Raw genomic sequence first — 25,126 nt, 5'->3', positions numbered from 1 at the left:
CGGACTCACGGCCCGTCAGCGATGACCGGCAGCACCCGGTACGAGCTTCGGAAACCTTCGGAATGCGTCGCTGAAGAAGTCGATCCCGGACGCGTTGAGCGATTGGTACCGGGTCGGGAGTAGTCGTTGTTCGAGGTCCAAGAACCGTGCATCGAGGCCGATCAATACCCTGCGTGCGTTCCGGCGCACGCCGTTGAGAATCGCTTCGGCGGCAGCATCCGGACTGGTGACCAGCATGCCCTCGAAGGCGGAGCGGACGGTGTTGGCGTCGTCGAACAAGTCGGCCATGCTTTCTCCGAAGCGTGAGGACTTCATGATGTTGGTGCGGATGCCGCCTGGGTGCACGCAGGTGGCGCTGACGCCCGGCGCGGTGATGTCGAGCTCCTGGCGAAGCGCTTCGGTGAAACCTCGGACTGCGAACTTGCTGGTGTTGTAGGTGCTGACCCCTGGCTGCGACTGGAGGCCGAAGACGCTGGAGATGTTGACGATGTGCCCGTCGCCGGACGCGAGAAGGTGTGGCAGAAACTCCTTCGTGCCATGAATGACACCCCACAGGTTGATTCCGAGAACCCATTCATAGTCCTCGTAGGAGTTTGCGACGACGGTGCCCGATTGGGCGACTCCGGCGTTGTTGAACACCAGGTTGACTCGACCGTGATGTTCGATCGTTTCTACCGCCCACTGCTTCATCTGTTCGCGGTCCGCAACGTCGACGACCGAGGTGGAAACGGTGATGTCCCGGTCGGCGAGGAGCGCCGCAGTCTCACCCAATCCGTGCGGATCGATGTCAGAAAGCGATAGATGACAACCTTGTGCTGCCAGGGATAGCGCAAGCGCCCGTCCTATGCCCGAGCCAGCACCGGTGATGGCGGCGGTCTTGTTGGCGAAGTTCTTCATAGAGATGGCCTCTCGGAGTTGTGAGTGAGGTTGAGGTTCAACTGCTGGCTTGCCGATTCCAACCGCAGGTCACGAACCTCGAACGCGGCTGAATCTCCCTGGATCGCGGTGTTCGCGACGAGCCAAGCTGCTGTTGTCTGTGCAGGGGCCGAGCCAGGCAGAAATGCGGCGACGTCGCGGTGGACCACTCGACGCTCAGTCACCCAACTGCCGAGATCGGCTGTGCCGGTTCGCACCACGACGTGGGTCTCCCGTGAATCCCAGTAGGCCAACGGGCAGGGGAAGACAGTCCCGACATCGAGCGTTGCCGACCACATCCAGGAGAGGTCACGGCCGTCGTCGAACTCAAGCGCCACGGCGAAGTAGTCGTGAGTCGCTTCGAGATCCTCGGCGATTCGTGAGGGCAAACGATGGACTCGCCAGGACCACGACAGCACCAGATCCTCGCTGATGCCGGCTACGGCGGGCCGGGTGAGAATGCCGACGTCACCGTGAGAGAACGCGTTGAGAGGCGCTGTTGGAGCGACCTGGGCAAAGATCTCCCCGGCTCCGATCCGCGGGTGGTAGGACCATCCGGGCGGAGTTTTCCGTGGGTGCAACAGGCGTGAGTGAACCGCGCCAAACAACTCGGGATCGACAGCAACAACTTTAGGCAGTGCGTTCTCGGGGCCGTTTCCCCACCTGATGGCGACCACATTGAGCGCGCCACGCAGGGGCAGTGCCTTCACCGCCGGGTCGATGCCCCCGGACTGATTGACGCGGCCAGCTTCGGCTACCAAGAACTGCAGCTCCCCGGTCGTCTCGGCGTACGCGATCACGTCGCGCGACGCCATCGAGGAGACCGGTGCTGATCCGATGCGCCTCCACAGCGACTGGGCGGCGTCCAGGCCCACCCCGAGCGATTCGGAGACCCACAGCGATCCGCGGCTCAGAATGGTGATCGACTCGCCCGCTCGCACCTGGACCCCTGTGCCCACCCAGGCGTTTCCGGGCCGCAGCGTCACCGCGTCCACCCGGGCTGGTTCATCGGCTAAAAACGCCGCCAACCGCACCCTGGCCTCGAAGGCCCCGTGCTGATGGGTGCGCAGCCGAGTCGACGGCACTCGCGTGAGCAGCCACTTCACCAACGTTGACGGCGCGCCGGGACGACGCACACCGCCAAGGGGCAGGCGCTTGCGAAGCAGACACGGACCTGGCCGAGACCATAGTCGGCTCACTTCTTGGTCGATCGTCGCTTCTTGGCGCCAACTGCCTTGGCATCGGCCGCCCGATGTGCAGCGCGCACGGCGGGATCGGTCACCGTGTCATACCGGTAGTCCGAGACCGCGAAGTGGTTGCTGCGCCATTTGACCACCGCCGTCGGCTCCAGCCGTCCGAGTCTGGTCGCTCCGTCGGCATTGAAGTAGTAGCTGTTGGCACGCGAGCAGTCACCTTGGACCCAGACCGAAGTGCGGACCTTGGCGTCCATCTCCGCTACGAACCGACGTTGAGCATGCGGTTTGACCTCGAACGTCACTGCGTGCCGACGCCGCATCTCGCCGATTACTCGCGCCATGTGAGCCATCTGCGACTCGGCCTGATAGAAGAACGACAACCCGGTGAAAGAGAACGGGCTGTTCATGCTGAACAGGTTCGGATACCCGCTGACGGTGATCCCTTCGTAGGACTCGTACCCGTCCTCACGCCAGTGGGCGCCTAGCTCACGCCCCTCGCGGCCGTAGATCGGAAAGGCCGGAAAGTTCCCCTCCTCCTGGAGATGGAACCCGGTGGCCAGTACCAGGGTGTCGAACTCTCGTTTCTGGCCGTCCCCGGTCACGATCGCGTCCGCACCGATGTGGTCTATAGGCGCGGTGACCAGTTCGACGTTTTCGCGGTTGAACGCCTGGTAGAAACTGTTGGAGAAAGTGGGTCGTTTGCAGAAGAAGTCGTAGTCGGGCGTGAGCGCCTCGCGCGTCGCCCGGTCGTGAACCTGGGTGCGCAAGTGAGCCTTGGAGAGCAGCTCAAAGGACTTCAAGATCCACGGTGCGCGCTGGAAGGCAAGGACACCGAGGCCGAGGTATTCGATGAAGCCACCGTTCGCATAGCGTACGGCCTTCTGCGTGATCGGGGCCCGGCGGAATACTTCGCGCGCGATGGGAGGGATCGGCAGGTCGGGCTTCGGCGTGACCCAGATGGGGGTGCGTTGGAAGACCGAGATCGAAGCGGCGACCTTAGCCACCTCGGGGAGGACCTGGACCGCCGTTGCGCCGGTACCGATGATGGCCACCCGTTCGCCGGCTAGGTCGTCACCTCGCGGCCAGCGTGAGGTGTAGATCAGCTTGCCGTCGAAGTCGTCGATCCCCGGAATCGCCGGCTTGCGCGGCTGGGAAAGGATTCCGGTAGCAACGACCAAGTAGCGGGCGGTCAGAACCCGGCCGTCATCAAGCCGCACCGACCAAGACTGGGCGATCTCCTCCCAACGAGCCTCCACCACCGTGGTGCCGAACTCGAGGTGCGCTCGCAACTCGTATTTGTCGGCCACGTGCTCCGCATAGGCCTGCAGTTCCGCACCGGGGGCATAGACCCGGCTCCAGTCCGGATTGGGCTCGAAGGAGTAGGAGTAGGTCGCAGAGGCAATGTCGACCGCTACGCCGGGATAGCTGTTCACATTCCAGGTGCCGCCCACCGCGCCGTCGCGTTCCAGGATCGCAAAGTCCTCGATCCCGAGGCGCTTCAACTCGATCCCCGCGCCCAAGCCACCGAATCCCGCGCCGATGATGAGGGCCTCGCGGTCAACAGACTCGGGGCGCAGTGCCTCGCGAGTCTCATCGAAGAGCGGATCCGTGGGCGCGACGTTCACCGACAGCGCGCTCACGCGGTCCGCTTCCCGTCATCAACAATGCTCAGCCGGTCTCGCCAGAACAACTCCAGCTCGCGCGTCGGTAGATGATTGGGATGAAATCCAGGCCGGTAGTACTGCGTGTAACCGCGTAGAAGTGGCCAGCCCCAGCGACCACCAACCACCCGCACCGCATCGGCCCAGGTTTCGACCTTCCGAAGGCGACCATGACCCGCGAGGAGCCGAAGAACGGGAAGCGATGCGGCGAGGAAGACCGGGACGCTATAGGCAGCCATGATGGCGATGCGTTCCAGCTCGCTTCCCCCGACCTCCTTGTAGGCGTCGAACACGACCGCCTTGTGCTCGCACTCCTCGATCGCATGCCAGACGAACAACTGCTTGGCTTTGCCGTCTGGGATCGAGTCGATGAACTCGATGTCACGAAGCAGCACCTCAGCAATGAACCCGGTGAAGTGTTCTGTGGCCGCGGTGACGCCGGCTCGGACGCGCGGGCTGGCGTTTCGCTCGACGAACTGCCACAGCGCATCGATCTCCCGGCAAATCTCCTCCGCTGCCATCCCGACATCGGCGGCTATGTGCTGGTTGAGCCGGGAATGCTCGCTCGCGTGCTGTGCCTCTTGGCGCACGAACGCGTCGATCTCGGCAAGCAACAGCGGGTCCTCGATCTGGTCTCGGATCGACATCGCCGAAGCGATCATGAACCGCTCCCCCGGGGGAAAGAACGTAGAGATCCCCGCAAGCAGGTCCGTCACCGCCGGATGTCCGGGGCACATGTCATCGAGCGTCTGATCGGCGTAATCATTCCCGATCCGACGCACCGGGAAACTGGCCACCGTCCGACGAATCACCCGGGGAACATTGAAGACCCGATCCACCATGTCAGCAGTGCCGACCCTCTGAACAACCGTCATCACATCTTCTTTCCGCTTCGACCGGGCCGGGGACACTCCCTCGGAGATCCTGGTGAGGCCCCAGGACGTGCGTTGCAGACTAACAGACACTTGTGTTCAATTATGCAACATAATCGAATGGGTCGCCTCCCGATGGGAGCCCTGCCAGAGCGGTCGGGGGCTGCTCGCGTTGTACGACGCCGCAGCAATATCTGAGGGGGTATGCCGGATGCGGACGGATGCCGAACGGAGCACGGTGAAGTGGTCCGTCAAAACATCCACCCCTCGGCATTCGCCGGTGGAGAACGAAGGTCGATCACATGTTCACTCTCACCAAGAAGTTCGCCCTCGCAGGAGTTGGTGGCATCACCGCCCTGGCCCTGCTACCCGGAGCACCCGTCGTCGCCGGTGACGACTCCTTCCAGGCCACCGGTCGGCCCGAGCCGACCAACGTCTTCCAATCCCCGGAGGGGCCGAACCGGTTCACCGACCAGGTTCGGATGACGTTCAAGGTCAAGATCGACGGGGCCCGCCAGAAGGTCATTCACCTACGCCATCCCGGAAGGATCGCCACCGTGACCTTCGAACTCGAGCCAGGCGACTCCTTCCCCTGGCACACCCATCCGGGTCCGGTGATGGTCAGCGTCATCGACGGTGGGGAACTCAGCTACATGCGCGGCCGTGACTGCAAGGTGCGGCCGTACGACACCGGAACCATGTTCCTCGAGCCCGGTCCCGAGGTCCACACCGCCTTCAACCAGGGAAGCGAGACGATCACCCTGGTCGGGACGTTCTTCGACGTGCCGAGAGGCGGGCCCTTCTCGACACCGGCCAGCCCCGCCAAGCAGGCGCAGCTCGACGGGAAGTGCGGCATCGGCACCGTCCTGCCGTGATGTTGACGTCTGGTGGCGTCAGCCCTTGAGGTCGGGGAAGTCGTCGTCGCGGTACTCCCCCGTCGGACGTTCCTCGGCGACCTCGACCTCACGGGCCCGCAACTCGACCCGCCGGATCTTGCCGGAGATCGTCTTGGGCAGTTCGGCGAACTCCAGCCGGCGCACGCGCAGGTACGGCGGAAGGTGCTCGCGGGCGTAGGCCAGGATCGACCGGGCCGTCTCGGGCGTGGGTTCGTGACCGGGCGCGAGGACGACGTACGCCTTCGGGATCGCCATCCGGACCGCGTCGGGCGCCGGGACCACCGCGGCCTCGGCGACGGCAGGGTGCTCGATGAGCACCGACTCCAACTCGAAGGGCGAGACCTTGTAATCGGAAGCCTTGAACACGTCGTCGGTGCGTCCGATGTAGGTGATGTAGCCGTCCTGGTCCCGGCTCGCGACGTCGCCGGTGTGGTAGCGACCGCCACGCATCGCCTCGTCGTTGCGCTCCGGGTCTCCCTGGTAGCCGGTCATCAGGGACGGCGGAGCCTGCGACAGATCCAGGCAGATCTCGCCCTCGCCGACCCCCTCGACGATCTCGTCGGTGACCGGGTCTACCAGGACCACGGGTACACCGGGCAACGGGCGACCCATCGAGCCGGCCTTGACCGGCTGACCCGGGGTGTTCGCGACCTGCGCGGTCGTTTCGGTCTGACCGAAGCCGTCCCGGATGGTGAGCCCCCACTGGTCGCGGACCTGCTTGATGACCTCGGCGTTGAGGGGTTCGCCCGCCCCGATCGCCTCACGCAGCAGACCCGGCCCATCGCCGAGGTCGGTGTTGATGAGCATCCGCCAAACCGTCGGCGGTGCGCAGAAGGTCGTCACCTGCTCCTCTCGGATCGAGCGGAGCATCCCCACCGGATCGAACCGGCGTTGGTTGAGAACCAGCACGGTCGCCTCGGCCAGCCACGGAGCGTAGAAGTTCGACCACGCATGCTTGGCCCACCCCGGGCTGGAGACGTTGAGGTGCACGTCCCTCTGGCGCAGCCCCAGCCAGTACATCGTGCTCAGGTGCCCCACGGGGTAGGACCGATGGGTGTGCTCGACCAGCTTCGGACGACTGGTCGTGCCGCTGGTGAAGTAGAGGAGAAGTCGGTCGTCAGTGCTGTTGCCGGGATGCGCCACCGGCTCCGGCTTCCGGTCGTACGCCGCCGCGTGGTCCAGCCAGCCTTCGGTCGCGCCGACCGCGAACCGCACGTAGTCGCCGGGCACGTCATCGAACTTCGCGGTGTCACCGGCGTTGGCCACCACCGCGCGCGAACCGCCGCGGGCGATCCGGTCGACCAGGTCTGTCGAGGTCACTGCCGTCGTGGTCGGCATGATCACCGCCCCGATCTTCGTCAGAGCCAGCATGGTCTCCCACAGCTCGACCTGGTTGCCGAGCATCACCATCACGGCGTCGCCGGGACCGACCCCGTGCTCGGTGAGCGCTGCCGCAACCTGATCTGAGCGGTCGACGAGTTCAGCGAAGCTGTAGGACGCTCGGCTGCCGTCCTCCTCGACGATCACCAGGCCCGGGGCGGGGTTGTCGCGCGCGAAGAGGTCGAACCAGTCGTGCGCGAAGTTGAACTGCGCGCCCACGTCCGGCCACTCGAACTGAGCGACCGCCTCGTCATAGGCGGTGCGCTGTTCGATCAGCAGGTCACGGACGCGTCGAAGTTCCTCGGTGCCAGTCATGGATGCATCCTCGCGCAAACATGACCGCCATCACACCCCGGAGTCCATTCCTAGTAGGTGTAGAAGCCTTCGCCCGTCGCCACTCCGAGCTTGCCCTGGTCGATGTAGTCCTTCTTCAGCCAGGCCGCGATCTTCTGCATCGTCTCGTCGCCGTCGACCATGATGTTGTACGGCGTCGTCATACCGATGATGTCGAGCAACTGGAACGGCCCCAAAGGAGCTCCGGTGCCGATCCTCCAGACCTTGTCGACGTCCGCGGGCGCGGCGTACTCCCCCTCCGCCAGCTCCCCGGCTGCGATGAGGAAGGGCACCAACAGGGAGTTGATGACGTAGCCGGCCTTCTCCTTGTGCATCGGGATCGGCACCATGCCGATCTCTTCGGCGAAGGCAACGACGCGATCGAAGACCGCGGGATCCGTGTGAGCGGTTCCCATCACCTCCGCCGTGTTCAGTTGCCAGATCCGATTGGCGAAGTGCAACGCCAGGAACCGGTCCGGGCGGTCGGTCGATCCGACCAGATCACTCGGCAACAACGTGGAGGAGTTGGTGGCGAGGATCGTCCGGTCGGGCAGCAGGCCCGACAGCGAGCCGTACAACGCCTGCTTGACGTCCGGAAGCTCCGGAGCGGCCTCGATGACCAGGTCGGCCTCCTTCACGGCCTCGGCCAGGTCGGAGGTCACGGTCAGTCCGGCAAGAACCTCGGCGGTGCGCCCGGTGGCGGCCGGGACCTCTGCCTCGTAGGTGACCGCCAGGTTCTCGAGCCGTTGACGCGCGGCAGACACGGCGTCCTGGTCCAGGTCGTAACAGGTGACGACGAAGCCGTGAACCGCTGTCTGGAAGGCGATCTGGGAGCCGAGCACTCCGGCGCCCAGGACGGTGACGTTGGTGATATCGCTGCTCATGCGGCATTCCTCTGCTTGGAGTTGACGGACTTTCCGAGGTGACGGGACAGGAAGTCGAGCTGATCGTGCAGAACGGTCGAGAGCCAGGGGTCGGCGTAGACGTCGAAGTGGTCCACCGGGTAGTTCCGCACCTCGGCCGTGGACACGGCCTTACGTGCGGCCTTCTGCCCAGCCGACGTGGAGACCACGGAGTCGTGATCGCCTCCCTGGATCAGCAGCGGTGCAGAAATCTTGGCGACATCAGTGATGGGCCGGTTGAGGGCGACATCGAGGGTGCAGCGAGCGCGCACCTCGTTGCGCCACATCGGACCCACCACGGCGGTGAAGTCCTCGAGCGCGCCGTCCTTGGCGATCACGGCTGATGACGAGGCCGGCCCCACCGCAGGCAGCATCACCGGGCGCCTGCCGAACCGGTCGCGCAGGCCTGCCGAGGTGAGGGCGAGAAGCTTGCCGACCCCATGCGACTTGACGATCATGGCCAGCACCGGGAGACCGTCGACGGCCGGTGTGAGGGAGAGAACCGCAGCGATCCGCTGATCGTGCGCCGCGACGTTGAGCACATGCCCACCTGAGTACGACGTCCCCCACAGCACGATCCGGTCGGGGTCGACCCCACGCAACCGGCGGGCGGCGGCAACCGCCGCCCGGTAGTCGTCTCGTTGACCGCGATAATCGACGTGCTGAGCCATGTCGCCCTGAGACCCCCCGAACCCGCGGTAGTCGAAGAGCAGGACGTCCAGTCCAGCGGCGGCGAAGCCCCGTGCGTACCCCTCCAGCCCGGCATCGCGGGTGCCACTGAAGCCGTGCGCCATCACCACGCACGGGCGGCCGCCGTCGGTCTCGTAGGCCTTGAGCGGGCTGGCGTAGTGCCAGGCGGCGCAGGTCGTCCCGGCACTGAGGAAGGTCACGTCCGAGCGGTTCATGCGACGTCTCCGGCCACCGCGAGGGGCGCGTGCTCGGCGCTGCGCTCGAAGGTCAAGTGGCCGTCGTCGATGGGTTGGGCGAGGCGGTCGAGGTCGAATCGGTAGTGGCTCTTGAAGCTCCACGGCCCGTCGTGGACCTGTTGCGGGAAGGCCGCGATGCCACGTTGGATGTAGCCGGCAGTGAGGTCCTCGATCATCGGCGCGCGCTTCGCGTCCGGGCTGTCGAGGGTGGGTACCACCGTCTGGAAGCCCTGGGTGTCCATGTGGTCGAGCAACCGCACCAGGTAGTCGCTGGCGAGATCGATCTTGAGCGTCCACGAATTGTTCGTGTAGCCGAACCCGAAGAAGAAGTTGGGCAACCCGCTGAGCATCACCGACTTGTAGGCGACCGTGTCGGACCAGTCGAGGACCTCACCGTCCATCGCGACCTCGATGCCACCGAACGGCAACAGTTTCAGCCCGGTGGCGGCAACGACGATGTCGGCGGCCAGGAACTGACCCGAGGTGAGCTCGATGCCCCCCGGTACGAACCGCTCGATCGTGTCGGTCGCGATCGTCGCGCGGCCGCGCTTGATCGCCCCGTAGAGGTCGGCATCGGGAACGAAGCACATCCGCTGGTCCCACGGCTTGTACGTCGGGCTGAGGTGGGTGTCGACGTCGAAGCCCTTGGGGAGGAACGCCTTGTTGATCCGACGGATCAGCCACTTCATGGCCCGCGGGTGACGCCGGCTGAGACTGACCACAGCACGGAGACGCTGAATGTTGGCCTTTCGCGTCGCCTCGAATGCTCTGCGTTCTGGCATGAAGCGTCGCAGCAGGTCGAAGACCAGGTCCTTCGAGGGAAGCGGCAGGATGTAGCTGGGTGAGCGCTGGAGCATGGTGACGAGCTCGGCCTTCTCGGCCAACGCCGGCAGGAGCGTCACCGCGGTCGCGCCGCTGCCGATGACCACCACTCGTTTGTCGGCGTAGTCCAGGTCCTCGGTCCACTGCTGGGCGTGGACCAGAGTGCCGTCGAAAGACTCCTCCCCCTCCCAGGTGGGGCGGTAGCCCTCCGTGTGGTCGAAGTAGCCGGTGCCGGAGACGATCCAGCGCGCGCACACCTGCGACACCTCTCCGGTGGCGACCTCGCGCAGTGTCGCCGTCCACCGCTGTTCCTGCGAGGACCAGTTCAGCGACTCGACCCGGGTGCCCAGTCGGAGCCGCCCGGCGAGGTCGAACTCGTTGACGGTCTCGAGGAGGTAGTCCTTGATCTCCGCCCCTGGGGCGATCGCCTTCTCCTTGGTCCACGGCTTGTACTGGTAGCCGTAGGTGATCAGGTCGGAGTCGGACCGGATCCCGGGGTAGCGGAACAGGTGCCACGTCCCCCCGACCTCCTCATGGGTGTCGATGACGAGCACGGACTTCTCAGGCTTCTCAGCCCTCAGCCGGGAGGCGAATCCGAGCCCGGTGAGACCGGCGCCCACCACCAGCAGATCCACCTCTTTCAACCAGCCCGACGAGCCCGGGTTCGTTGCGTGGTCGAGTGAGTTGACGGTGCGGGACGGCTGGTTCATGGCGACTCCTTCACTGGGACAGTGCGTTCACTCTCCCGTGGCGGACGTCACGTCTTCAAGGGCATTCCGCACATCTATTAGTTAATGAATGTGCACCTGCCCATCTAGCGATAGGTTGAAGGTCATGGAACCGAGTCAGCAGACGGAGACCCCGACCTCGCTGGACACACCCGTGGACGGCGCAGAGGGCCTGCTGCGGGTGGTGGCGAAGTGGTTCGTCGACCCGGCAAGCGGAGCGCTGGAACGCGTGGAGGAGGCCTCCCTCACCGGGATCGGCGAGCCGTTCAACACCGATCCGGTCATGGCTCAAGAGGTGCGAGAGTCGACCCGCCTCAACGTCCTCCACTGGGCCACCATGATGGCGGTCGCGCCCCGCGTTCCGGTCATGCCGGCGCTCGAGGGCCCCGTCGTCGGGATCGCTCGGGAGGTGATCCGTCGTGGAGCCGATCGCGCCGTGTGGACGGCGTACCGGGTCGCCAAGGACGAGGCCTGGCGTCTGTGGATGCAGCGATCCTTCGAGGTGGAGACCGATCCGGCAGTCCTGGCCGCATCATTGGATCTGGCCTCCCGATCGATGGGCTCATGGGTCGACGCCACACTCGACGGCCTCGTCGCACTGATCCAACGCGAACGGGAGGACTACCAGTGGCAGTCCCACACCCAACGGCTCGCCACCGTCAACGAACTCCTCGACGACAACCCGACGGATCTCGCCCTAGCCGAACACCGGTTGGGGTACCGCCTGGGCGGGGCGCAACTCGCCGCTGTGCTCTGGACGGTCGCAGCCATGCCCGATCAGGCCGCGCTGATGCGCAGCGCGAACGAGTTGCGCAGACGGGTCGCTGCGCCCCAGATGCTGGCGTTGCCCGCGAGTTCCTCCTCCCTCTGGCTCTGGTTGGGGTCCCACGAGCCCCTGGACCCACCCGCGCTGACGGGCGCACTCGAGGACGGTGCGGTGCGTGTGGCTGTGGGCGGCTCCGACGTGGGGCTCGATGGCTTCCGACGCAGCCACTTCGAGGCGGTCAGCGCCCAGCAGATGCTGCTGCGGGCCAGCCACGTGACCGCGGCGGCCTACGACGACGTCGCCCTGGTCCACCTCGCCACGCAGAACGAGCAGGCCGCACGCGCCTTCGTCTCCCGCGTCCTGGGCGAGTTGGCCACCGCTGACCCGAACCTCCGCGACACGGTGCGCGCCTACGTCCGCGAAGGTCATAGCGCCTCCCGCGCCGCGCGGGTCCTCTTCACCCACCGCAACACGGTGCTCAATCGACTACACCGCGCCGAGCAGTTGCTGCCGCAGCGGTGGGCGGCCCGTTCCCTCGAGGTCGGCGCGGCTCTCGAGGTCGACCACTGGCTGGGCCAACGCGCCTGAAACCGCAGACCAGGAAGTCCGATGGGTCAGCGAGTTGCCCGCTGTCAGCGAGTTCATGGGACCGAGTTGGCAACTACATGTCCTCGAGTTCGCGGCCCCTGGTCTCGGGCACGAACTTGATGACGAACAGCAGCGACAGCAACGCGAAGAAGGCGTAGAAGCCGTAGGCGAAGCCCAGTCCGATGTCGGCGAACCGTGGGAAGGAAGTCGAGATGGCGAAGTTGGCCAACCACTGGGCCGATGCGGCCAGACCCAGGGCGGTGCTGCGGATCTTGTTGCTGAACATCTCACCCAGCAGCACCCACACACCCGGCCCCCACGACATCCCGAAGAAGACGACGAAGGCATTGGCGGCGAGCAGCGCAACGATTCCGGCCGTATCGCCGAGCACCGGTTGGACCTCGCCGGCCTCGGTGGTGGTCTCGGCCGCGGTGGCGAAGACATAGGCGAGCGTCCCCAGCGAGAGGACCATCCCAGTCGACCCGATGGTCAACAACTTACGACGACCGATCTTGTCGATCAGGCTGATCGCCACCAGGGTCACCACGATGTTGGTCACCGAGGTCAGCACGGTGATCGTGAGTGAGTCGGATTCGCTGAAGCCGACCGACTGCCACAACGTCGAGGAGTAGTAGAAGATCACGTTGATCCCGACGAACTGCTGGAAGACCGACAGCGCGATCCCGATCCACACGATGGGCAGCAGATTGTGACCGCCGGGGCGGACGAGATCGGCAAACGAGGAACGACGGTCCTGGACCACCGTGCCCTTGATCTCCTTGATGCGCTCGTCGATGCCGGTTTTCATCACCGATCGCAACACCTCCCTGGCCGTAGCCTGGTCGCCCTTGGCGACCATGTAGCGAGGTGACTCAGGGATGGTCAGGGCGAGTACGCCGTACGCCACCGCGGGCACGACCTCGGCGATGAACATCCAGCGCCAGGCGGTCAGCCCCCAAAGCGGTTCACCCGAACCTCCTGCCACGGTCGCGAAGAAGTAGTCGGAGAGCAGAGCGACGAAGATGCCGGTCACGATGGCCAACTGTTGGAGGGACCCCATCCGCCCTCGAATGGACGCTGGCGAGACCTCGGCGATGTAGGCGGGCGCGATCACCGATGCCGCACCCACGCCGAGCCCACCCACCACTCGCCAGGCAATGAGATCCCACTCGCCGACCGACAACCCTGAGCCGATGGCACTGATCAGGAACAGCAGCGCGGCCAGCACCATCACGCGGACGCGGCCCACGCGATCGGCGAGTCGACCCGCTGCGTAGGCCCCCAACACACAGCCCAGCAGGGCGGATGAGACGACGAATCCCAGCAAGAAACCATCGACGTCGAAGTCCTCGGAGATGGCGCCGACGGCTCCGTTGATCACCGCGGTGTCGAATCCGAAGAGCAGTCCACCCAGTGCGGCCACCATCGCGAGATGAACCGTCCGACCGAGGTAGTAGTCCCGCTCCTCGCGAGGGCCGGATTGAGTGACTGGAGTCGTCATGGCTGCCGCCTTCCCGAGCGGTCGTGATCGTCATCCTTCTCGTCCGGAATGCACCGTCCGAAAAGGGTTGGCTGAGCGATCCTGCCACGCGTCGACGCAGTCTTCTTCACCCGAAAGGGTTGCCATATTGCGGCGACCGGTGCCCGAGGACATCGGGCACCGGTCGCATGGAGCGCTGAGCGTCCCGACTCAGGCGTCGATGATGATCGGGATGATCAGCGGCGTACGACGGAAGGCGCGTTGGGCCCACCGAGCGACGTCGCGTCCGATCATCTGCTCGAGCTGACGGGGGTCGCCGATGCCCTCGCTCGCCGCCCGGGCCAACGTCTTCTCGACCACGGTCACAGCCGGGTCGAACGCCTTCGGCTCGTGCTCGAAACCGCGGACCAGGAAGTCCGGCGGGTCCGCGAGCTGCCCGGTGTCGGCGTCGACGATCGCCAGAACGGTCACGACACCCTCCTCGGCGAGAGTGACGCGATCGCGCAAGGTGGTCTCGGTGACGCCACCGACGACCTGGCCGTCGACGTAGATGTTGCGTGCGGCGACCTTGCCGGTGATCTTCACCTTGCCCTTGACCATGTCGACGACCACGCCGTCCTCAGCGAGGATCACCCGGTCGGGGTGGATCCCGGTGCTGATGGCCAGGTCGGCGTTGGCGCGCAGGTGGCGGTACTCCCCATGGACGGGCAGCACGTTCTTCGGCGACATCAGGTTGTAGCAGTAGATGAGCTCACCGGCGCTGGCGTGACCGGAGACATGCACCTTCGCGTTGCCCTTGTGGACCACGTGGGCGCCCCAGCGGGTCAGCCCGTTGATGACGTTGGAGATCGCGTTCTCGTTGCCCGGGATGACCGAGGACGCCATCAGGACCGTGTCGCCCTCGCCGACCCGGATCTTGTGTTCACGGTTGGCCATCCGGGACAGGGCGGCCATCGGCTCACCCTGGGAGCCGGTGCAGATGAGCGTCGCCTTCTTGGCGGGCATCTTCTCGAGCTCGTTGAGCGGCACGATCAGGTTCGGCGGCACCTCGAGGTAGCCGAGATCTTGGGCGACCCCCATGTTGCGCACCATGGATCGACCCACCAGGGCCACCTTGCGACCGTGGGCGTGGCTCTCGTTGAGCACCTGCTGGATGCGGTGCACGTGACTGGCGAAGCTCGACACGATCACGCGTCGCGGTGCGGTCCGGAAGACCTGCTCGATGGCCGGTGCGAGGTCGCGCTCGGAGGTCGTGAACCCGGGCACCTCGGCGTTGGTCGAGTCGATCAGGAGCAGGTCGATGCCCTCGTCGGCCAACCGGGCGAAGCCGCGCAGGTCGGTGATCCGCTTGTCGAGGGGGAACTGGTCCATCTTGAAGTCCCCGGTGTGCAGCACGAGTCCCGCACCGGTCCGGATCGCGACGGCGAGACCGTCGGGGATCGAGTGGTTGACCGCGAAGAACTCCAGGTCGAAGGGACCGTAGGTGTTCTTGTCCCGGTCCCCCTCCTTGACCTCGTGCAGCTTCGGGACGATGCGGTGTTCCTTGAGCTTCTCGCGAATCAGCGCGAGGGTCAGCCGGGAACCGATGACCGGGATGTCGCTGCGCTCACGCAGCAGATAGGGCACGCCACCGATGTGGTCCTCGTGACCGTGGGTCAGGACGATGCCGACTACCTTGTCGATCCGGTCCCGGATCCAACTGAAGTCCGGCAGGATCACGTCGACGCCGGGCTGGTGCTCCTCGGGGAAGAGCACCCCGCAGTCGACGATGAGCAGTTTGCCGTCGTACTCGAAGACGGTCATGTTGCGACCGATCTCGCCGAGGCCGCCCAAGGCGACGACACGAAGGCCCTGCGCGGGCAACTTCGGTGGCCGTTGGAGGTCGGGATGAGGATGGCTCAAGGGGTGTCCGTTCTGCGTCAGTTCTGGGTCAGTCGCGACTGGGTCGCGCCCTGACGGCGTTCTAAGAATCAAGGGTGTCTGGTGTCGACACTGCCAGACCCAGTGTGACGGCCGTTGTCCGGTGCGGCTACAGGGGCGGTCAGTGGCCCCCGGCCACGTCGCGTCCGTCCACCGTCTGGGGGTTCTGGTCGATGGCGGACACGGCAGGTGTCGGCCCCAGTGCGACCCCCACCGGACGGTGATCGAGGTGTACGCCGGCGATCATGCACCGCACCGAGCCACCGGCCAGCTCGATGGTCGGGATGTCGACGTCGACGATGCTGCACGACTCCTCGATGACCGCGATCTGGTCGGGACGCAGGCTTCGCCGGGCCCGGGAGGACATCGCCATGATGTAGTTCCGTTGGCCCTCCGGCGTGCGTCCGCACAGCTCGACCGCGTTCCCGGCGAACTCCCGCACCTGCTCCTCGGTGAGCTCGACGACCTTGCGGCCGTTGACGGTGAGTCGCTCCCGCACCCCGGCGCGGCGCACCTCGTCCGGGATCATCTCCAGGGCGATCAGGGCGACGTCGGTGCCGATGCAGGCGATCACGTTGGTGTGGTAAACCGGCACGCCCGAGGAGTCGACGGCGTCGAAGGCCATCGGCTCGTAGCCCAGATCGGTGCAGAAGCGCTCGAGCACGTGGGTGTCGGCGCGGTGGCTGACTGCGGTGTAGGCGACCCGCGACACATGGTCGAGGACCATCGCCCCGGTGCCCTCGAGGAAGATGCCGTCGTTCTCCAGACCGGAGTAGTCCACGATCGTCTGGACCCGGTAGGACGACTTGAGCAGTTCCAGGACATCGGACCGGCGCTCGTGGCGACGGTTGGAGGCGTACATCGGATAGATCGCCACGTTGCCGCCCGCGTGCGTGGAGAGCCAGTTGTTCGGGAAGACGCTGTCGGGTCGGGTGTGGTCCTCGTCGGCGAAGACATGGACGCGCACACCCGCGGCACGCAACGCGTCCGCGACGGCATCCATCTCGGCCAGCGCCATCGCCGAGGTGACCTCGTCGGACTGACCCAGCGGCAGATCGGCCTGGAAGGCGTTGTCGGCCGCGGTGGTCGGGTTGGGCACGAACCGTTCGGCACGGATCAGGATGACAGCAGAGGGTGCTTGAGCGCTCACGGTCGGAATCTAGAGGATCTCGGCCCCTCTCCGGGCATTCACCCCAGGAAATATCTGCCGGCTCGGACCGCCGAGTCGGCGCATCTTGACGCTCGTACGGCGTCGACCCGGCGCGTTTTCAAAAACTTGCGCCGACTCGGGGAGCCGGGTCACCTCAAGAGCCACGATTTCCGACTTTCGAAACTTACAGTGGCGCCATGACCGCACCACCCGCCCTGGAGGCCCTCGGCGTACGCCGCGCCTTCGGCACCGTCCAAGCCGTCAGCGACGCCTCCCTGAGCGTTGCGAGCGGCACCGTGACCGCCCTGATCGGGCCCAACGGTTGCGGCAAGACCACGCTGATGCTGATGCTCGCCGGGCTGCTGAAGCCCGATGCGGGTCGCATCGCCGTCGACGGGGTCACCCACGCCGTCGGCGGACGCGAGACGCGCGCCCGGATCGGCTGGATGCCCGATGTCCTGGGGACCTGGGATTCGCTGACCTGCGAGGAGACCCTGAGCACCTTCGGCCGCGCCTACGGGTTGCCCCTGACCGACGCGCGCAGCCGCGCCCATGACCTGCTGCGCCGCGTGCATCTCTCGGAGTACGCCGCCCAACCGGCCCGGGTGCTCAGCCGCGGTCAGAAGCAGCGCCTGTCCCTGGCCCGTTCCCTGGTGGGCGACCCGTCGGTGCTGATCCTCGACGAGCCCGCCTCCGGCCTCGATCCGCGCAGCCGCATCGAACTACGCAACCTCATCCACGAGTTCGCAGCGGAGGGCAAGGCAGTGCTGATCTCCTCCCACGTCCTTGCCGAACTCGACGAGATGGTCGACGAGGCGGTCTTCATGGCCGCGGGTCGTACCTCCGACTCCTCCACCGATGCGCTGGTCGCCCAGGCCCGCAACACCTGGCAGATCCAGGTCCTGCCGGGCGACGACGTCCACGCCCGTCTGTCCGAGGCCAACCGTCCGTGGACCGCCACCGCTGCCGGGGACCCCACCCGGGCCACGGTGCAGGTCACCGACGCCGACGACGCCGCAGCCCTGCTGACCTGGCTGGTCGGTTCCGGACTTCGGATCTCTTCCTACGGGCCCGTGGGCAGCGCACTGGAACAGGTGTATCTCTCGATGGAGGCCGACCGCCGATGACCACCGACACGACCGGTCCCACCGACCAGACCGAACCGACCGACAACAGTTCCGACAGCGACCGCTCACGACGCGACGCCTGGGCGGTCTCGTGGAGCGGCACCCGCCTAGTCATGGAGTTGGAGATCCGCCAGCGGTTCCGTTCCACGCGGTGGCGCATCGGAATTGCGGTGGTCTTCGCGCTCATCGCCGGCGTCGCCCTGCTCACCATCGCGGCCGCTCAGGCCGTCGACGCCAGCGAGGGCGATGCGGTCTTCGGGCTCATCGTCTTCTTCGTGTTGTTCATGGGGCTCCTGGTCTCCCCGACGCTGTCGGCCGGATCCATCAACGGCGACGCGAAGGAAGGAACCCTTGCGCCCCTCCAGTCGACCCCGTTGTCGGCCGCGGACATCGTCCTGGGCAAGCTCCTCGCGTCCTGGATCGCCTCCCTGGTCCTGCTGGCCCTGGCCATGCCCTTCATCGGTCTGGGCTTCTTCACCTCCGAGGCCAGGCTCGGCGCCCTGGCCACGGTCGTGATCGTCCTGGCGGTCGAACTGCTCGTGGTCTGCGCCTTCGGGTTGGGCTGGTCAGCGCTCACGTCGGGGACGGCCGCGTCCACCGTCCTGACCTACCTCACGATCGCCGTACTGGTGGCGATCCTGCCGGTGTTCTTCGGCCTCTTCGCCGCCCTCTGGACGACCAACACCACCGAGACCTACGAGTTCCCCCAGTACTACGACAAGAAGTCCGCTCCGCCCAACGCCCAGCAGGACCGCAACGGGCAGTTCTACGTCTGCCGGACCGAGAGCTACAACAGCAACGAGCCACGCACCGACCGGCTGTGGTGGCTCCTGGCGGTCAACCCGTTCGTCATCGTCGCCGACTCCGCCCCCACCCCGGAGCAGACGTCCGACGAGTACTACTCCAGCAACGGCATCCTCGACAGCCTGAAGTACGCCGTCCGCGAGGCCCGGTTGGGACCCGACTCATCGATGGGGTCCAGTGAGTGCACCGACCAACTCTCCTCCGAGGAGATCGACCGGCAGAACCGGCGCGACAACCTCAGCGCCCTGTGGCCGTGGGGCATCGGAGCGCAGATGCTCCTCAGCGCGGGCGCGTTGTACATCGCCGTACAACGGGTGCGGGTGCCCTATCGGAAGCTGTCGGCCGGCAGCCGGGTGGCCTGAGCGACCATCGCGGCTGCGTAGGCTGGCCGCACTCCCATGACCCACCCCGACCCGACGCCACCCCGCCTCCTGCTCGCGGTGGACGCGCCCTCGCTGCTGCACCGCAACCATCACGCCCGCGCCGAGTCGGGGTTGCGTGACGCCGGCGGCCGCCCCGCGTGGGCGCTGCACGGCATGGTCCTGCAGATCCTCGACGTCATCGACCAGTTCACCCCGGACCTGATCGTCTTCGGCTTCGACGACCGCACCGAATCCATGCGAGCCAAGACCTATCCGGCGTACAAGGCGGGTCGTCCACCCAAGGACCCCGACCTCATCGACCAACTCGACCGGGCGCCCGGCCTGCTGCGCGCCTTGGGCCTTCTGACCGTCACCCCGCCCGGCCTCGAGGCCGACGACGTCAGCGCCTCGGCAGCCCACTGGGCCGAGCAGAACGGGTGGCGGTGCGTGATCGTCACCTCCGACCGGGACGCGTTCGCCCACATCACCCCCAGCACGCATGTCCTGCGCCTGATCTCCGGGGGCGTCACCGGGTCACCGCTGCTCACCCCCGACCGTCTCCGCACGATGTACGCCGTCGACGCCGAGCGCTATCTGGAGTACGCCGCCCTGCGCGGGGACTCGAGCGACAACATCCCCGGGGTGGCGGGGATCGGGGAGAAGACCGCTCCCCTGCTGTTCCAGGTGGCGGGATCGATGGAGGCCGTCTGGGCCGACATCGACGCCTGCGCAGGAGCCAATATCGCGGCGGCCCTCGACTCCGTCTGCGCCGAGGAGGGTCGCTCCCGGGTCAGCGTGGGACTGATGAAGCGTCTGCTCGCGCCGGGCGCTCGGGAGCAGTACGAGTCCAACCTGTCCCTGATGACCGGTCGTCACGACCTCGATCTGACCCTCGCTCCCGGCCAGCCGGGAGGTCCAGGCCAATCGGGAGGTCCGGGCAGTCTCCCCCTGGACCCGGACACCGTTCAGCGGGTGGTGGGCTACCTCGGGGTCGAGTCGACGACGAAGACCGCCCTGAGCGTGCTCACCGCAGCCGGGTGACACCCACCCCGACTGCTGAGAACTAGCCCGCGATCAGCAGCAGGACGACGTCGACCAGCGCGATCGCGATGGCTGCCCGGAACGGCGTACGGCCCGATCCGAACCAGATGACACCCACAAGCAGAGCGGCCACGGCAAGGCCGATCACGGCCACGATCGTCGACAATCCGGCGCCCACCACGATCACCGCCGTCGCGGTGGCCAGCAGCAGGGCCGAGGCGCGCAGGCTTCCCGTCGCACCCAGCCGATGTGGGAGGCCGCGGACGCCCGTCGCAGCGTCGTCGGCCAGGTCCGGCACGACATTGACGAAGTGGGCACCGACCCCGAGCAGGGCCCCGGCCACCGGTATCCATAACGCCGGGACCTCACCTGGCACCGAGGCCAACACCACGAACGTCGGCAGCGCACCGAAGCCGAGGGCGTACGGCGCCCACGACCACACCGTCCCCTTCAACCCGAGGTTGTAGGCCCAGCCACCACCCACGATCCCGACCAGGTGGATCGAGCCCGCGACCCAGCCGCAAGCCAAGGAGAGCGGCACCGACGCCGCCAGCGACGCAGCGCAGGCGAAGCGGACGAGGCCCTCACTCAGCTCACCGGAGACCAATGGCTTGTCGGTTCGGCCCACGGCCCGGTCGCGGCCGACGTCGATCAGGTCGTTCGACCAGCCGATGGACAACTGCCCGGTGGCGACCGCAGCCACGATCAGGACGATCAATCCCCACGACGCGCCCGAGGCCACCGCGAGGAGCCCCGCCAACACGGTGACCGCCACCGCCGGTCCCGGGTGCGCCGCCCCCATCAATGTCTTGAAGCGCATGTCAGTCCGTCCGTGCGGGTGGGTCGGTGCGGTGCCGGGCCGGTGTGCCCGAGAGTCGGATCGGGTTGCGCACCTGTGGAGGTCCCTCCGGGGAATCCTCCGCATGCGTGACGGGGTCCAGGCCGAGGGTCCGCGCCAGATCGAAGGCCTGGCCGACGCTGTTGACCGGCGCGCACGGCACCCCCGCATGGGTCAGCACCGAGAACCAGTGGTCGGCGTCGTGCTCGGCGAAGGTCTCCCCCAGGGACGCCATCAGGGCTGCGCGGTGGGTCACGCGTGAGGTGTTCTCGGCGTACCGCTCGTCGGCACTCAGATCAGGCCGGCCCATCGCTTCGCAGAGTCGGATGAACAACTTGTTGTTGGGGGCGGCCAACGCGAGGGGCCGGTCCCGGGTGGCGACGACCTCGTACGGCGCGATGCTGGGGTGGGCGTTGCCCATCGGCTCCGGATCGACGCCGGCGACGAGGTGGGCGCTGGACTGGCTGCTCAGTGCGGCCAGGGCCGAGGTCAACAGGTCGACGTCGACCCGCTGGCCCGCACCGGTGCGGTCCCGGTGGCGCAGCGCCGCCTGGATCCCGACCGAGGCGTGCAGCCCGGTGATGATGTCGATCAGCGCGACCCCGGACTTCATCGGGCCCGACTGCTCGTCCCCGGTGATGCTCATCAATCCGCTCGCGGCCTGCACGACCAGGTCGTAACCCGCGAGGTGGGCACCCCCGGCCGCCCCGAACCCCGAGATCGAGCAGTAGATCAGTCCTGGGTGGTTGGCCGACAGCGCGGCGTACCCCAGTCCGAGTCGATCCATCGTGCCGGGCCGGAAGTTCTCCACCACCACGTCGGCCTGGGCCACCATCGCGGCCGCCTGCTCACGACCGTCGTCGGTGGTCAGATCAAGCGTCACCGAGGACTTGTTGCGGTTCACGCCCAGGAAGTACGTCGCCGCCCCGTCCGGTCCCGGCGACCACGGCGGACCCCAGGACCGGGTCTCGTCCCCGGTCACGGGGCGCTCGACCTTGATGACCTCGGCGCCGAGATCGGCGAGCATCATCGTGGCGTAGGGACCGGCCAGCACCCGGCTGAAGTCGACGATCCGAACTCCTGCGAGAGCGGCGTCCGCCCCGTTTTCGTGCACGTCCCTTTCAGGCACTGTCGCTAGCCCAGGCGCAGGGTGGTGATCAACGCTCGAGCGGTCTCCCCGCCGGCCGCCTCGGCCGCGTCCAGCGCACCGGGGACGTCCAGATCGTCGCGCAGGCGAGCGAGCGCAACATCCTTCTCGTCGGTTCCGGGTCGGCCTGCGGCGGCGTACAACCGCTCCAACCGGGACTGGGCGTGCTCGAGGTCAGCCGGGTCGAAGTCCCAGGCCTCCCCGTAACGTCGGTCGATCAGCAGCATCCGCAGCGCCGCCGGAGAACAGTCCTTCAACAGGTCGTCGACGAGCACGAGGTTGCCGGTGGACTTGGCCATCTTCTCCCCCGCCAACCGCACCTCCCCCACGTGCAGCGCCGCCCGCGCGAACGGAGCCACGCCGGAGACCGCCTGGACCATGGCCGCCTGGTAGACGTGGTGAGGGAAGATCAGGTCCTCGCCGCCGACCAGGACATCGACCGAGGTCCCCAACGTCATCATGGCCATCGCCGCGCATTCCGCGTGCCAGCCGGGTCGGCCCCATCCCCACGGGCTGGGCCACGCCGGGTCCTCGGGCCCGGACGACAGCCAGATCGGTACGTCGAAGGGGTCGTCCTTGGCCGCCTCGCCCGGGTTGTCGCCGTAGGCCTCCGACCGCGCCAACGCCTCCTCGCGGGTCAGCCCGGCGGACTTCCAGATCTCACCGCCCCGGAACCACACCGTGCCGTCACGTTCGTAGGCCGCTCCGACCCCGAGCAGCGCCGCGGCCAACTGGGCGACGGCGTTCACGTGGTGTCGGGCTCGGGGTTCATCGGCCGGCGTCGGCACCCGGAGCGCCCGCATGCTCATGTCGAACTGGGCCTCCTGGGTCAGGGCCAACTCGTCGAAGTACCGACCCCGCTCCTTCGCAGCGCTGGTCAGCACATCGTCGATGTCGGTGATGTTGCGGCAGACCCGCGCCACCACACCGGTCGACTCCAGAGTCGCCGCCAACACGTCGGCCCACACGAAGGTGGAGGCGTGCCCCAGGTGCGTCACGTCGTACGGCGTGATCCCGCAGACGTACACCTTGGCGGACCCCACCACGGGCACCGGCGCAGCGCCGAGCACCACCGTTTGCGGCACCGGGGGTGTTCTCCCGACGCGGTGCAGGGGATCAAAGACTCCGGATCTGTTGGCCGACGACGTCATACTCGGCAGTCTGGCACCTGCCGCCACGCTGCTACTGAGTGAGGTCGGGCAGCGCATCGCGCAGGTCCTTGGAAAGGAACCCCGCCAACCGTTCGTGGCCCGCGTCGTTGGGCGCCCCGACCTGCTTGTTCATCAACTGTCCGCGATCCCCCGGGGTCAGCCATCCCTCGGCGAAGGTGTCGATACAGATGAGGTCGTCTGCGACGGGGGGACACAACAGATCCGCCTGGTTGTTCGCCACCGGGAGCACCACGACGATCGTCGCGTCCGGCACCTGGGTGCGGACCGCCTCCACCGTCTGCGAGATGAGGTCCTCGACCTCCTTGAGAGGCGAACCCGACGGGGTCTGGGCGGAGAAGACCACGACGTCGGGGGCGTTGTCGCCGTCGGTGAGGCGGGCAGCTCGATCCACGAAGCGGCTGTTGGGTACGCCGGGCGCATCCTTGGTCCAGCCCGATCCCGCCACCGCGTCGACGTCGAAGGTCCACCCCAGTTGGGTGGCGGTCAGGGCGGTGAAGGACTTGTCGGCTCCACTCGCCCCGGCTCCCTGGGCCCATTCGTCGCCGATGAACACCGCCCGGGGCATCACGGTGGGCTCCTCGGTCTCCGGGGCAACCGTCGCCGAGGGCTCGCTGGCCGCGGTCTCCGCGGGATCGCTCTGCGCCCCGGCCGCAGTGGGCTGCTCGTCGTCGAAGAAGTCGATCACGACGACGAGGGCCAACCCAGCGGTCACCAGGGTCAGCAAGAACAGGGCGAGCACCTGCAGTCGCTCGCTCACGGGCCCCCCGCGCAGACCGGTGGTCTGCTTCTCCGTCGATGACACGCGGGCGATTCTAAGCAGAATTGTCGGCGCTGCACAGTCGCTGATCCCCGGGGCCGCCGCAGTGTGGCGGTGTGCTCTTCCTCACCACAGGTCTGGCATAGTCCCGGTCGTGAGCACCGACCCCGGAACAGAGCGCCGCGCGCTGGTTGTCGAGGACGATGAGGACATCCGCTCACTGATCGAATTCACCCTCAGCACCCAGGGTTTCGAGGTGACCAGCGTCGAGAGCGGGTTGGAGGGGCTGGAGGTCGTACGCACCTCGGATCCCGACCTGATCACCCTGGACCTCGGACTTCCCGGGATCGACGGGATCGAGACGTGCCGCAGAATCCGTGAGATCAGCGACGCCTACGTCGTGATGATCACCTCCCGCGACGACGAGATCGACCGTCTGCTCGGTCTGGAGACCGGGGCCGACGACTTCCTGTCCAAACCCTTCAGCGTCCGGGAGCTCAAGGCCCGGGTCAACGCGTTGTTCCGTCGCCCCCGTCGCGGCCCGGCGGCCTCCGTGATGGACGCCGGGTCGAGCGATCACGAGGTGCTCGAGCACGGCGTCCTGCGGGTGGACGTCGACGGTCGTCGCGCATTCCGTGCGTCCGACGAACTGGAACTGACCCGCACCGAGTTCGACCTGCTCACCGAGTTGATGCGCACCCCCGCCCGGGTCTGGACCCGTGAGGCGCTGTTGCGGTCGGTCTGGGACACCGAGTGGGCCACCGACACCCACCTGGTGGAGGTCCACATCGGCAACCTACGCCGCAAACTCGGAGAGAAGAGCGGTCAGTTCATCCGCACTGTGCGTGGGGTGGGCTATCGCATGGAAACGCCCGACTGAAACTGCCCCTGCTGCAGCAATCCGTAGCGGCCAGGAACTCTCCCAGGAGGGTGTCGAGTCGACCGGTGACCATCGGCAGTACCGACGCGGCCGATCGGGCGCCGGGGAGATCCCCGGCCCGCAGCGCCACTCTGATCCGTTGAGCCAGTTCGGCCGTCTCACAGGCACCCACCATCACCGAGGAAGCCCTCAGACTCAGCACGGCGTCCATCGCATCGTCGAGGTCAGCGACCGCCAGGGCGTCGACGATGCGTCCTACGCGACGCGACAGCAGTCGGCGATAACGCCCCACGTAGTCGCACATCGCGTCGGTGCTGCGAGCCTCATCGGCCAGGCGCTCGAGCTCGCGTTGATCGAGGACCATCATCGGAGAACCTCGCTCCACACCAACACCCCGTCGGGCGTTCGATCGTCGAGGGGGCGTATGGCGGCCGCCTTCCGTGGGGTTCCGAGATGTCGAAGC

The 25,126-nt window shown here is 66.8% G+C and carries 22 protein-coding genes; 6 read left to right on the top strand and 16 right to left on the bottom strand.

Annotation, left to right across the window (positions count from 1 at the left end):
- Positions 1-15: 15 nt before the first annotated feature.
- The 4 genes from ACYVLV_RS10955 to ACYVLV_RS10940 all read right to left on the bottom strand — a co-directional run bounded on the left by ACYVLV_RS10955 (position 16) and on the right by ACYVLV_RS10940 (position 4,647).
- Positions 16-897, bottom strand: coding sequence for an SDR family NAD(P)-dependent oxidoreductase (locus ACYVLV_RS10955; RefSeq protein WP_460809894.1), 882 nt, complete (start codon positions 895-897; stop codon positions 16-18).
- A complete protein-coding gene (locus tag ACYVLV_RS10950) occupies positions 894-2,000 on the bottom strand; it encodes a DUF3047 domain-containing protein (protein ID WP_460809891.1) in 1,107 nt (368 codons plus the stop codon). Before ACYVLV_RS10950 ends, ACYVLV_RS10955 begins: the two co-directional genes overlap by 4 nt.
- Positions 2,001-2,110: 110 nt before the next feature.
- A complete protein-coding gene (locus ACYVLV_RS10945) occupies positions 2,111-3,751 on the bottom strand; it encodes a flavin-containing monooxygenase (protein WP_460809890.1) in 1,641 nt (546 codons plus the stop codon).
- A complete protein-coding gene (locus tag ACYVLV_RS10940) occupies positions 3,748-4,647 on the bottom strand; it encodes a metal-dependent hydrolase (protein WP_460809887.1) in 900 nt (299 codons plus the stop codon). Before ACYVLV_RS10940 ends, ACYVLV_RS10945 begins: the two co-directional genes overlap by 4 nt.
- Positions 4,648-4,946: 299 nt before the next feature.
- On the opposite strand from ACYVLV_RS10940, the gene ACYVLV_RS10935 reads away from it, so the two are divergent.
- The gene (locus tag ACYVLV_RS10935) at positions 4,947-5,519 is read left to right on the top strand and encodes a cupin domain-containing protein (protein ID WP_460809885.1); all 573 of its coding nucleotides are present in this window, start codon (positions 4,947-4,949) and stop codon (positions 5,517-5,519) included.
- Between the two features lie 18 nt (positions 5,520-5,537).
- Here ACYVLV_RS10935 and ACYVLV_RS10930 read toward each other — a convergent pair whose 3' ends face one another.
- From ACYVLV_RS10930 to ACYVLV_RS10915, 4 genes are read right to left on the bottom strand one after another with little or no spacing between them, the layout of a single operon-like run.
- On the bottom strand, positions 5,538-7,235 hold the full coding sequence (locus ACYVLV_RS10930; protein WP_460809883.1) for an AMP-binding protein: 1,698 nt from the start codon (positions 7,233-7,235) through the stop codon (positions 5,538-5,540).
- A gap of 50 nt (positions 7,236-7,285) precedes the next feature.
- The gene (locus tag ACYVLV_RS10925) at positions 7,286-8,137 is read right to left on the bottom strand and encodes a 3-hydroxyacyl-CoA dehydrogenase (protein ID WP_460809881.1); all 852 of its coding nucleotides are present in this window, start codon (positions 8,135-8,137) and stop codon (positions 7,286-7,288) included.
- Positions 8,134-9,060: an alpha/beta hydrolase gene (locus tag ACYVLV_RS10920; RefSeq protein ID WP_460809880.1), complete on the bottom strand. Its 927-nt coding sequence runs from the start codon at positions 9,058-9,060 to the stop codon at positions 8,134-8,136. Before ACYVLV_RS10920 ends, ACYVLV_RS10925 begins: the two co-directional genes overlap by 4 nt.
- The gene (locus ACYVLV_RS10915) at positions 9,057-10,613 is read right to left on the bottom strand and encodes a flavin-containing monooxygenase (protein WP_460809879.1); all 1,557 of its coding nucleotides are present in this window, start codon (positions 10,611-10,613) and stop codon (positions 9,057-9,059) included. Before ACYVLV_RS10915 ends, ACYVLV_RS10920 begins: the two co-directional genes overlap by 4 nt.
- Positions 10,614-10,737: 124 nt before the next feature.
- On the opposite strand from ACYVLV_RS10915, the gene ACYVLV_RS10910 reads away from it, so the two are divergent.
- Entirely contained in the window at positions 10,738-11,985 is a 1,248-nt protein-coding gene (locus ACYVLV_RS10910; RefSeq protein WP_460809878.1) for a PucR family transcriptional regulator, read from the top strand.
- 73 nt (positions 11,986-12,058) lie between these two features.
- On the opposite strand, the gene ACYVLV_RS10905 is transcribed toward ACYVLV_RS10910, so the two are convergent.
- The 3 genes from ACYVLV_RS10905 to ctlX all read right to left on the bottom strand — a co-directional run bounded on the left by ACYVLV_RS10905 (position 12,059) and on the right by ctlX (position 16,535).
- Positions 12,059-13,486 carry a sugar porter family MFS transporter gene (locus tag ACYVLV_RS10905; protein WP_460809877.1) on the bottom strand — a complete coding sequence of 476 codons (1,428 nt, stop codon included), beginning with the start codon at positions 13,484-13,486 and terminating at the stop codon, positions 12,059-12,061.
- A gap of 189 nt (positions 13,487-13,675) precedes the next feature.
- A complete protein-coding gene (locus ACYVLV_RS10900) occupies positions 13,676-15,367 on the bottom strand; it encodes a ribonuclease J (RefSeq protein ID WP_460809876.1) in 1,692 nt (563 codons plus the stop codon).
- Between the two features lie 139 nt (positions 15,368-15,506).
- A complete protein-coding gene (gene ctlX, locus ACYVLV_RS10895) occupies positions 15,507-16,535 on the bottom strand; it encodes a citrulline utilization hydrolase CtlX (RefSeq protein ID WP_460809875.1) in 1,029 nt (342 codons plus the stop codon).
- A 197-nt stretch (positions 16,536-16,732) separates the two neighbouring features.
- Here ctlX and ACYVLV_RS10890 point away from each other — a divergent pair, with 197 nt between their 5' ends.
- The 3 genes from ACYVLV_RS10890 to ACYVLV_RS10880 are packed head-to-tail and all read left to right on the top strand — an operon-like array spanning position 16,733 to position 19,869.
- The gene (locus tag ACYVLV_RS10890; RefSeq protein WP_460809874.1) at positions 16,733-17,662 is read left to right on the top strand and encodes an ABC transporter ATP-binding protein; all 930 of its coding nucleotides are present in this window, start codon (positions 16,733-16,735) and stop codon (positions 17,660-17,662) included.
- Positions 17,659-18,828: an ABC transporter permease gene (locus tag ACYVLV_RS10885; protein WP_460809873.1), complete on the top strand. Its 1,170-nt coding sequence runs from the start codon at positions 17,659-17,661 to the stop codon at positions 18,826-18,828. Before ACYVLV_RS10890 ends, ACYVLV_RS10885 begins: the two co-directional genes overlap by 4 nt.
- A 36-nt stretch (positions 18,829-18,864) precedes the next feature.
- Entirely contained in the window at positions 18,865-19,869 is a 1,005-nt protein-coding gene (locus ACYVLV_RS10880) for a 5'-3' exonuclease (RefSeq protein ID WP_460809872.1), read from the top strand.
- Positions 19,870-19,891: 22 nt separating this feature from the next.
- Here the strand turns inward: ACYVLV_RS10880 and ACYVLV_RS10875 are convergent, their stop codons facing one another.
- The 4 genes from ACYVLV_RS10875 to ACYVLV_RS10860 form a co-directional block, all read right to left on the bottom strand.
- Complete coding sequence (locus ACYVLV_RS10875) at positions 19,892-20,689, bottom strand: UbiA family prenyltransferase (protein ID WP_460809871.1); 798 nt, start codon at positions 20,687-20,689, stop codon at positions 19,892-19,894.
- A 1-nt stretch (position 20,690) separates the two neighbouring features.
- On the bottom strand, positions 20,691-21,821 hold the full coding sequence (locus tag ACYVLV_RS10870; RefSeq protein ID WP_460809869.1) for a CaiB/BaiF CoA transferase family protein: 1,131 nt from the start codon (positions 21,819-21,821) through the stop codon (positions 20,691-20,693).
- Between the two features lie 20 nt (positions 21,822-21,841).
- Entirely contained in the window at positions 21,842-22,939 is a 1,098-nt protein-coding gene (locus ACYVLV_RS10865) for a class I tRNA ligase family protein (RefSeq protein ID WP_460809868.1), read from the bottom strand.
- A 97-nt stretch (positions 22,940-23,036) separates the two neighbouring features.
- Positions 23,037-23,828: a hypothetical protein gene (locus ACYVLV_RS10860; protein WP_460809867.1), complete on the bottom strand. Its 792-nt coding sequence runs from the start codon at positions 23,826-23,828 to the stop codon at positions 23,037-23,039.
- Positions 23,829-23,937: 109 nt separating this feature from the next.
- On the opposite strand from ACYVLV_RS10860, the gene ACYVLV_RS10855 reads away from it, so the two are divergent.
- Positions 23,938-24,663 carry a response regulator transcription factor gene (locus tag ACYVLV_RS10855; RefSeq protein WP_460809865.1) on the top strand — a complete coding sequence of 242 codons (726 nt, stop codon included), beginning with the start codon at positions 23,938-23,940 and terminating at the stop codon, positions 24,661-24,663.
- Here ACYVLV_RS10855 and ACYVLV_RS10850 read toward each other — a convergent pair.
- Entirely contained in the window at positions 24,614-25,030 is a 417-nt protein-coding gene (locus tag ACYVLV_RS10850; protein ID WP_460809863.1) for a hypothetical protein, read from the bottom strand. The two genes, ACYVLV_RS10855 and ACYVLV_RS10850, sit on opposite strands and share 50 nt — an antisense overlap.
- Between the last annotated feature and the right edge of the window lie 96 nt (positions 25,031-25,126).

Source organism: Nocardioides salsibiostraticola (assembly GCF_054783655.1).
Note: the sequence above shows the minus strand (reverse complement) of the source record. Positions and strands in the feature narration are given on the sequence as shown.

Excerpts from the sequence above, each read along its gene's own strand:
- ACYVLV_RS10910 (WP_460809878.1), top strand. The coding sequence starts at position 10,738 with ATGGAACCGAGTCAGCAGACGGAGACCCCGACCTCGCTGGACACACCC.
- ACYVLV_RS10880 (WP_460809872.1), top strand. The coding sequence starts at position 18,865 with ATGACCCACCCCGACCCGACGCCACCCCGCCTCCTGCTCGCGGTGGAC.
- ACYVLV_RS10920 (WP_460809880.1), bottom strand. The coding sequence starts at position 9,060 with ATGAACCGCTCGGACGTGACCTTCCTCAGTGCCGGGACGACCTGCGCC.
- ACYVLV_RS10935 (WP_460809885.1), top strand. The coding sequence starts at position 4,947 with ATGTTCACTCTCACCAAGAAGTTCGCCCTCGCAGGAGTTGGTGGCATC.
- ACYVLV_RS10925 (WP_460809881.1), bottom strand. The coding sequence starts at position 8,137 with ATGAGCAGCGATATCACCAACGTCACCGTCCTGGGCGCCGGAGTGCTC.
- ACYVLV_RS10885 (WP_460809873.1), top strand. The coding sequence starts at position 17,659 with ATGACCACCGACACGACCGGTCCCACCGACCAGACCGAACCGACCGAC.
- ACYVLV_RS10905 (WP_460809877.1), bottom strand. The coding sequence starts at position 13,486 with ATGACGACTCCAGTCACTCAATCCGGCCCTCGCGAGGAGCGGGACTAC.
- ACYVLV_RS10890 (WP_460809874.1), top strand. The coding sequence starts at position 16,733 with ATGACCGCACCACCCGCCCTGGAGGCCCTCGGCGTACGCCGCGCCTTC.
- ACYVLV_RS10850 (WP_460809863.1), bottom strand. The coding sequence starts at position 25,030 with ATGATGGTCCTCGATCAACGCGAGCTCGAGCGCCTGGCCGATGAGGCT.
- ACYVLV_RS10875 (WP_460809871.1), bottom strand. The coding sequence starts at position 20,689 with ATGCGCTTCAAGACATTGATGGGGGCGGCGCACCCGGGACCGGCGGTG.
- ACYVLV_RS10915 (WP_460809879.1), bottom strand. The coding sequence starts at position 10,613 with ATGAACCAGCCGTCCCGCACCGTCAACTCACTCGACCACGCAACGAAC.
- ACYVLV_RS10955 (WP_460809894.1), bottom strand. The coding sequence starts at position 897 with ATGAAGAACTTCGCCAACAAGACCGCCGCCATCACCGGTGCTGGCTCG.
- ACYVLV_RS10930 (WP_460809883.1), bottom strand. The coding sequence starts at position 7,235 with ATGACTGGCACCGAGGAACTTCGACGCGTCCGTGACCTGCTGATCGAA.
- ACYVLV_RS10940 (WP_460809887.1), bottom strand. The coding sequence starts at position 4,647 with ATGACGGTTGTTCAGAGGGTCGGCACTGCTGACATGGTGGATCGGGTC.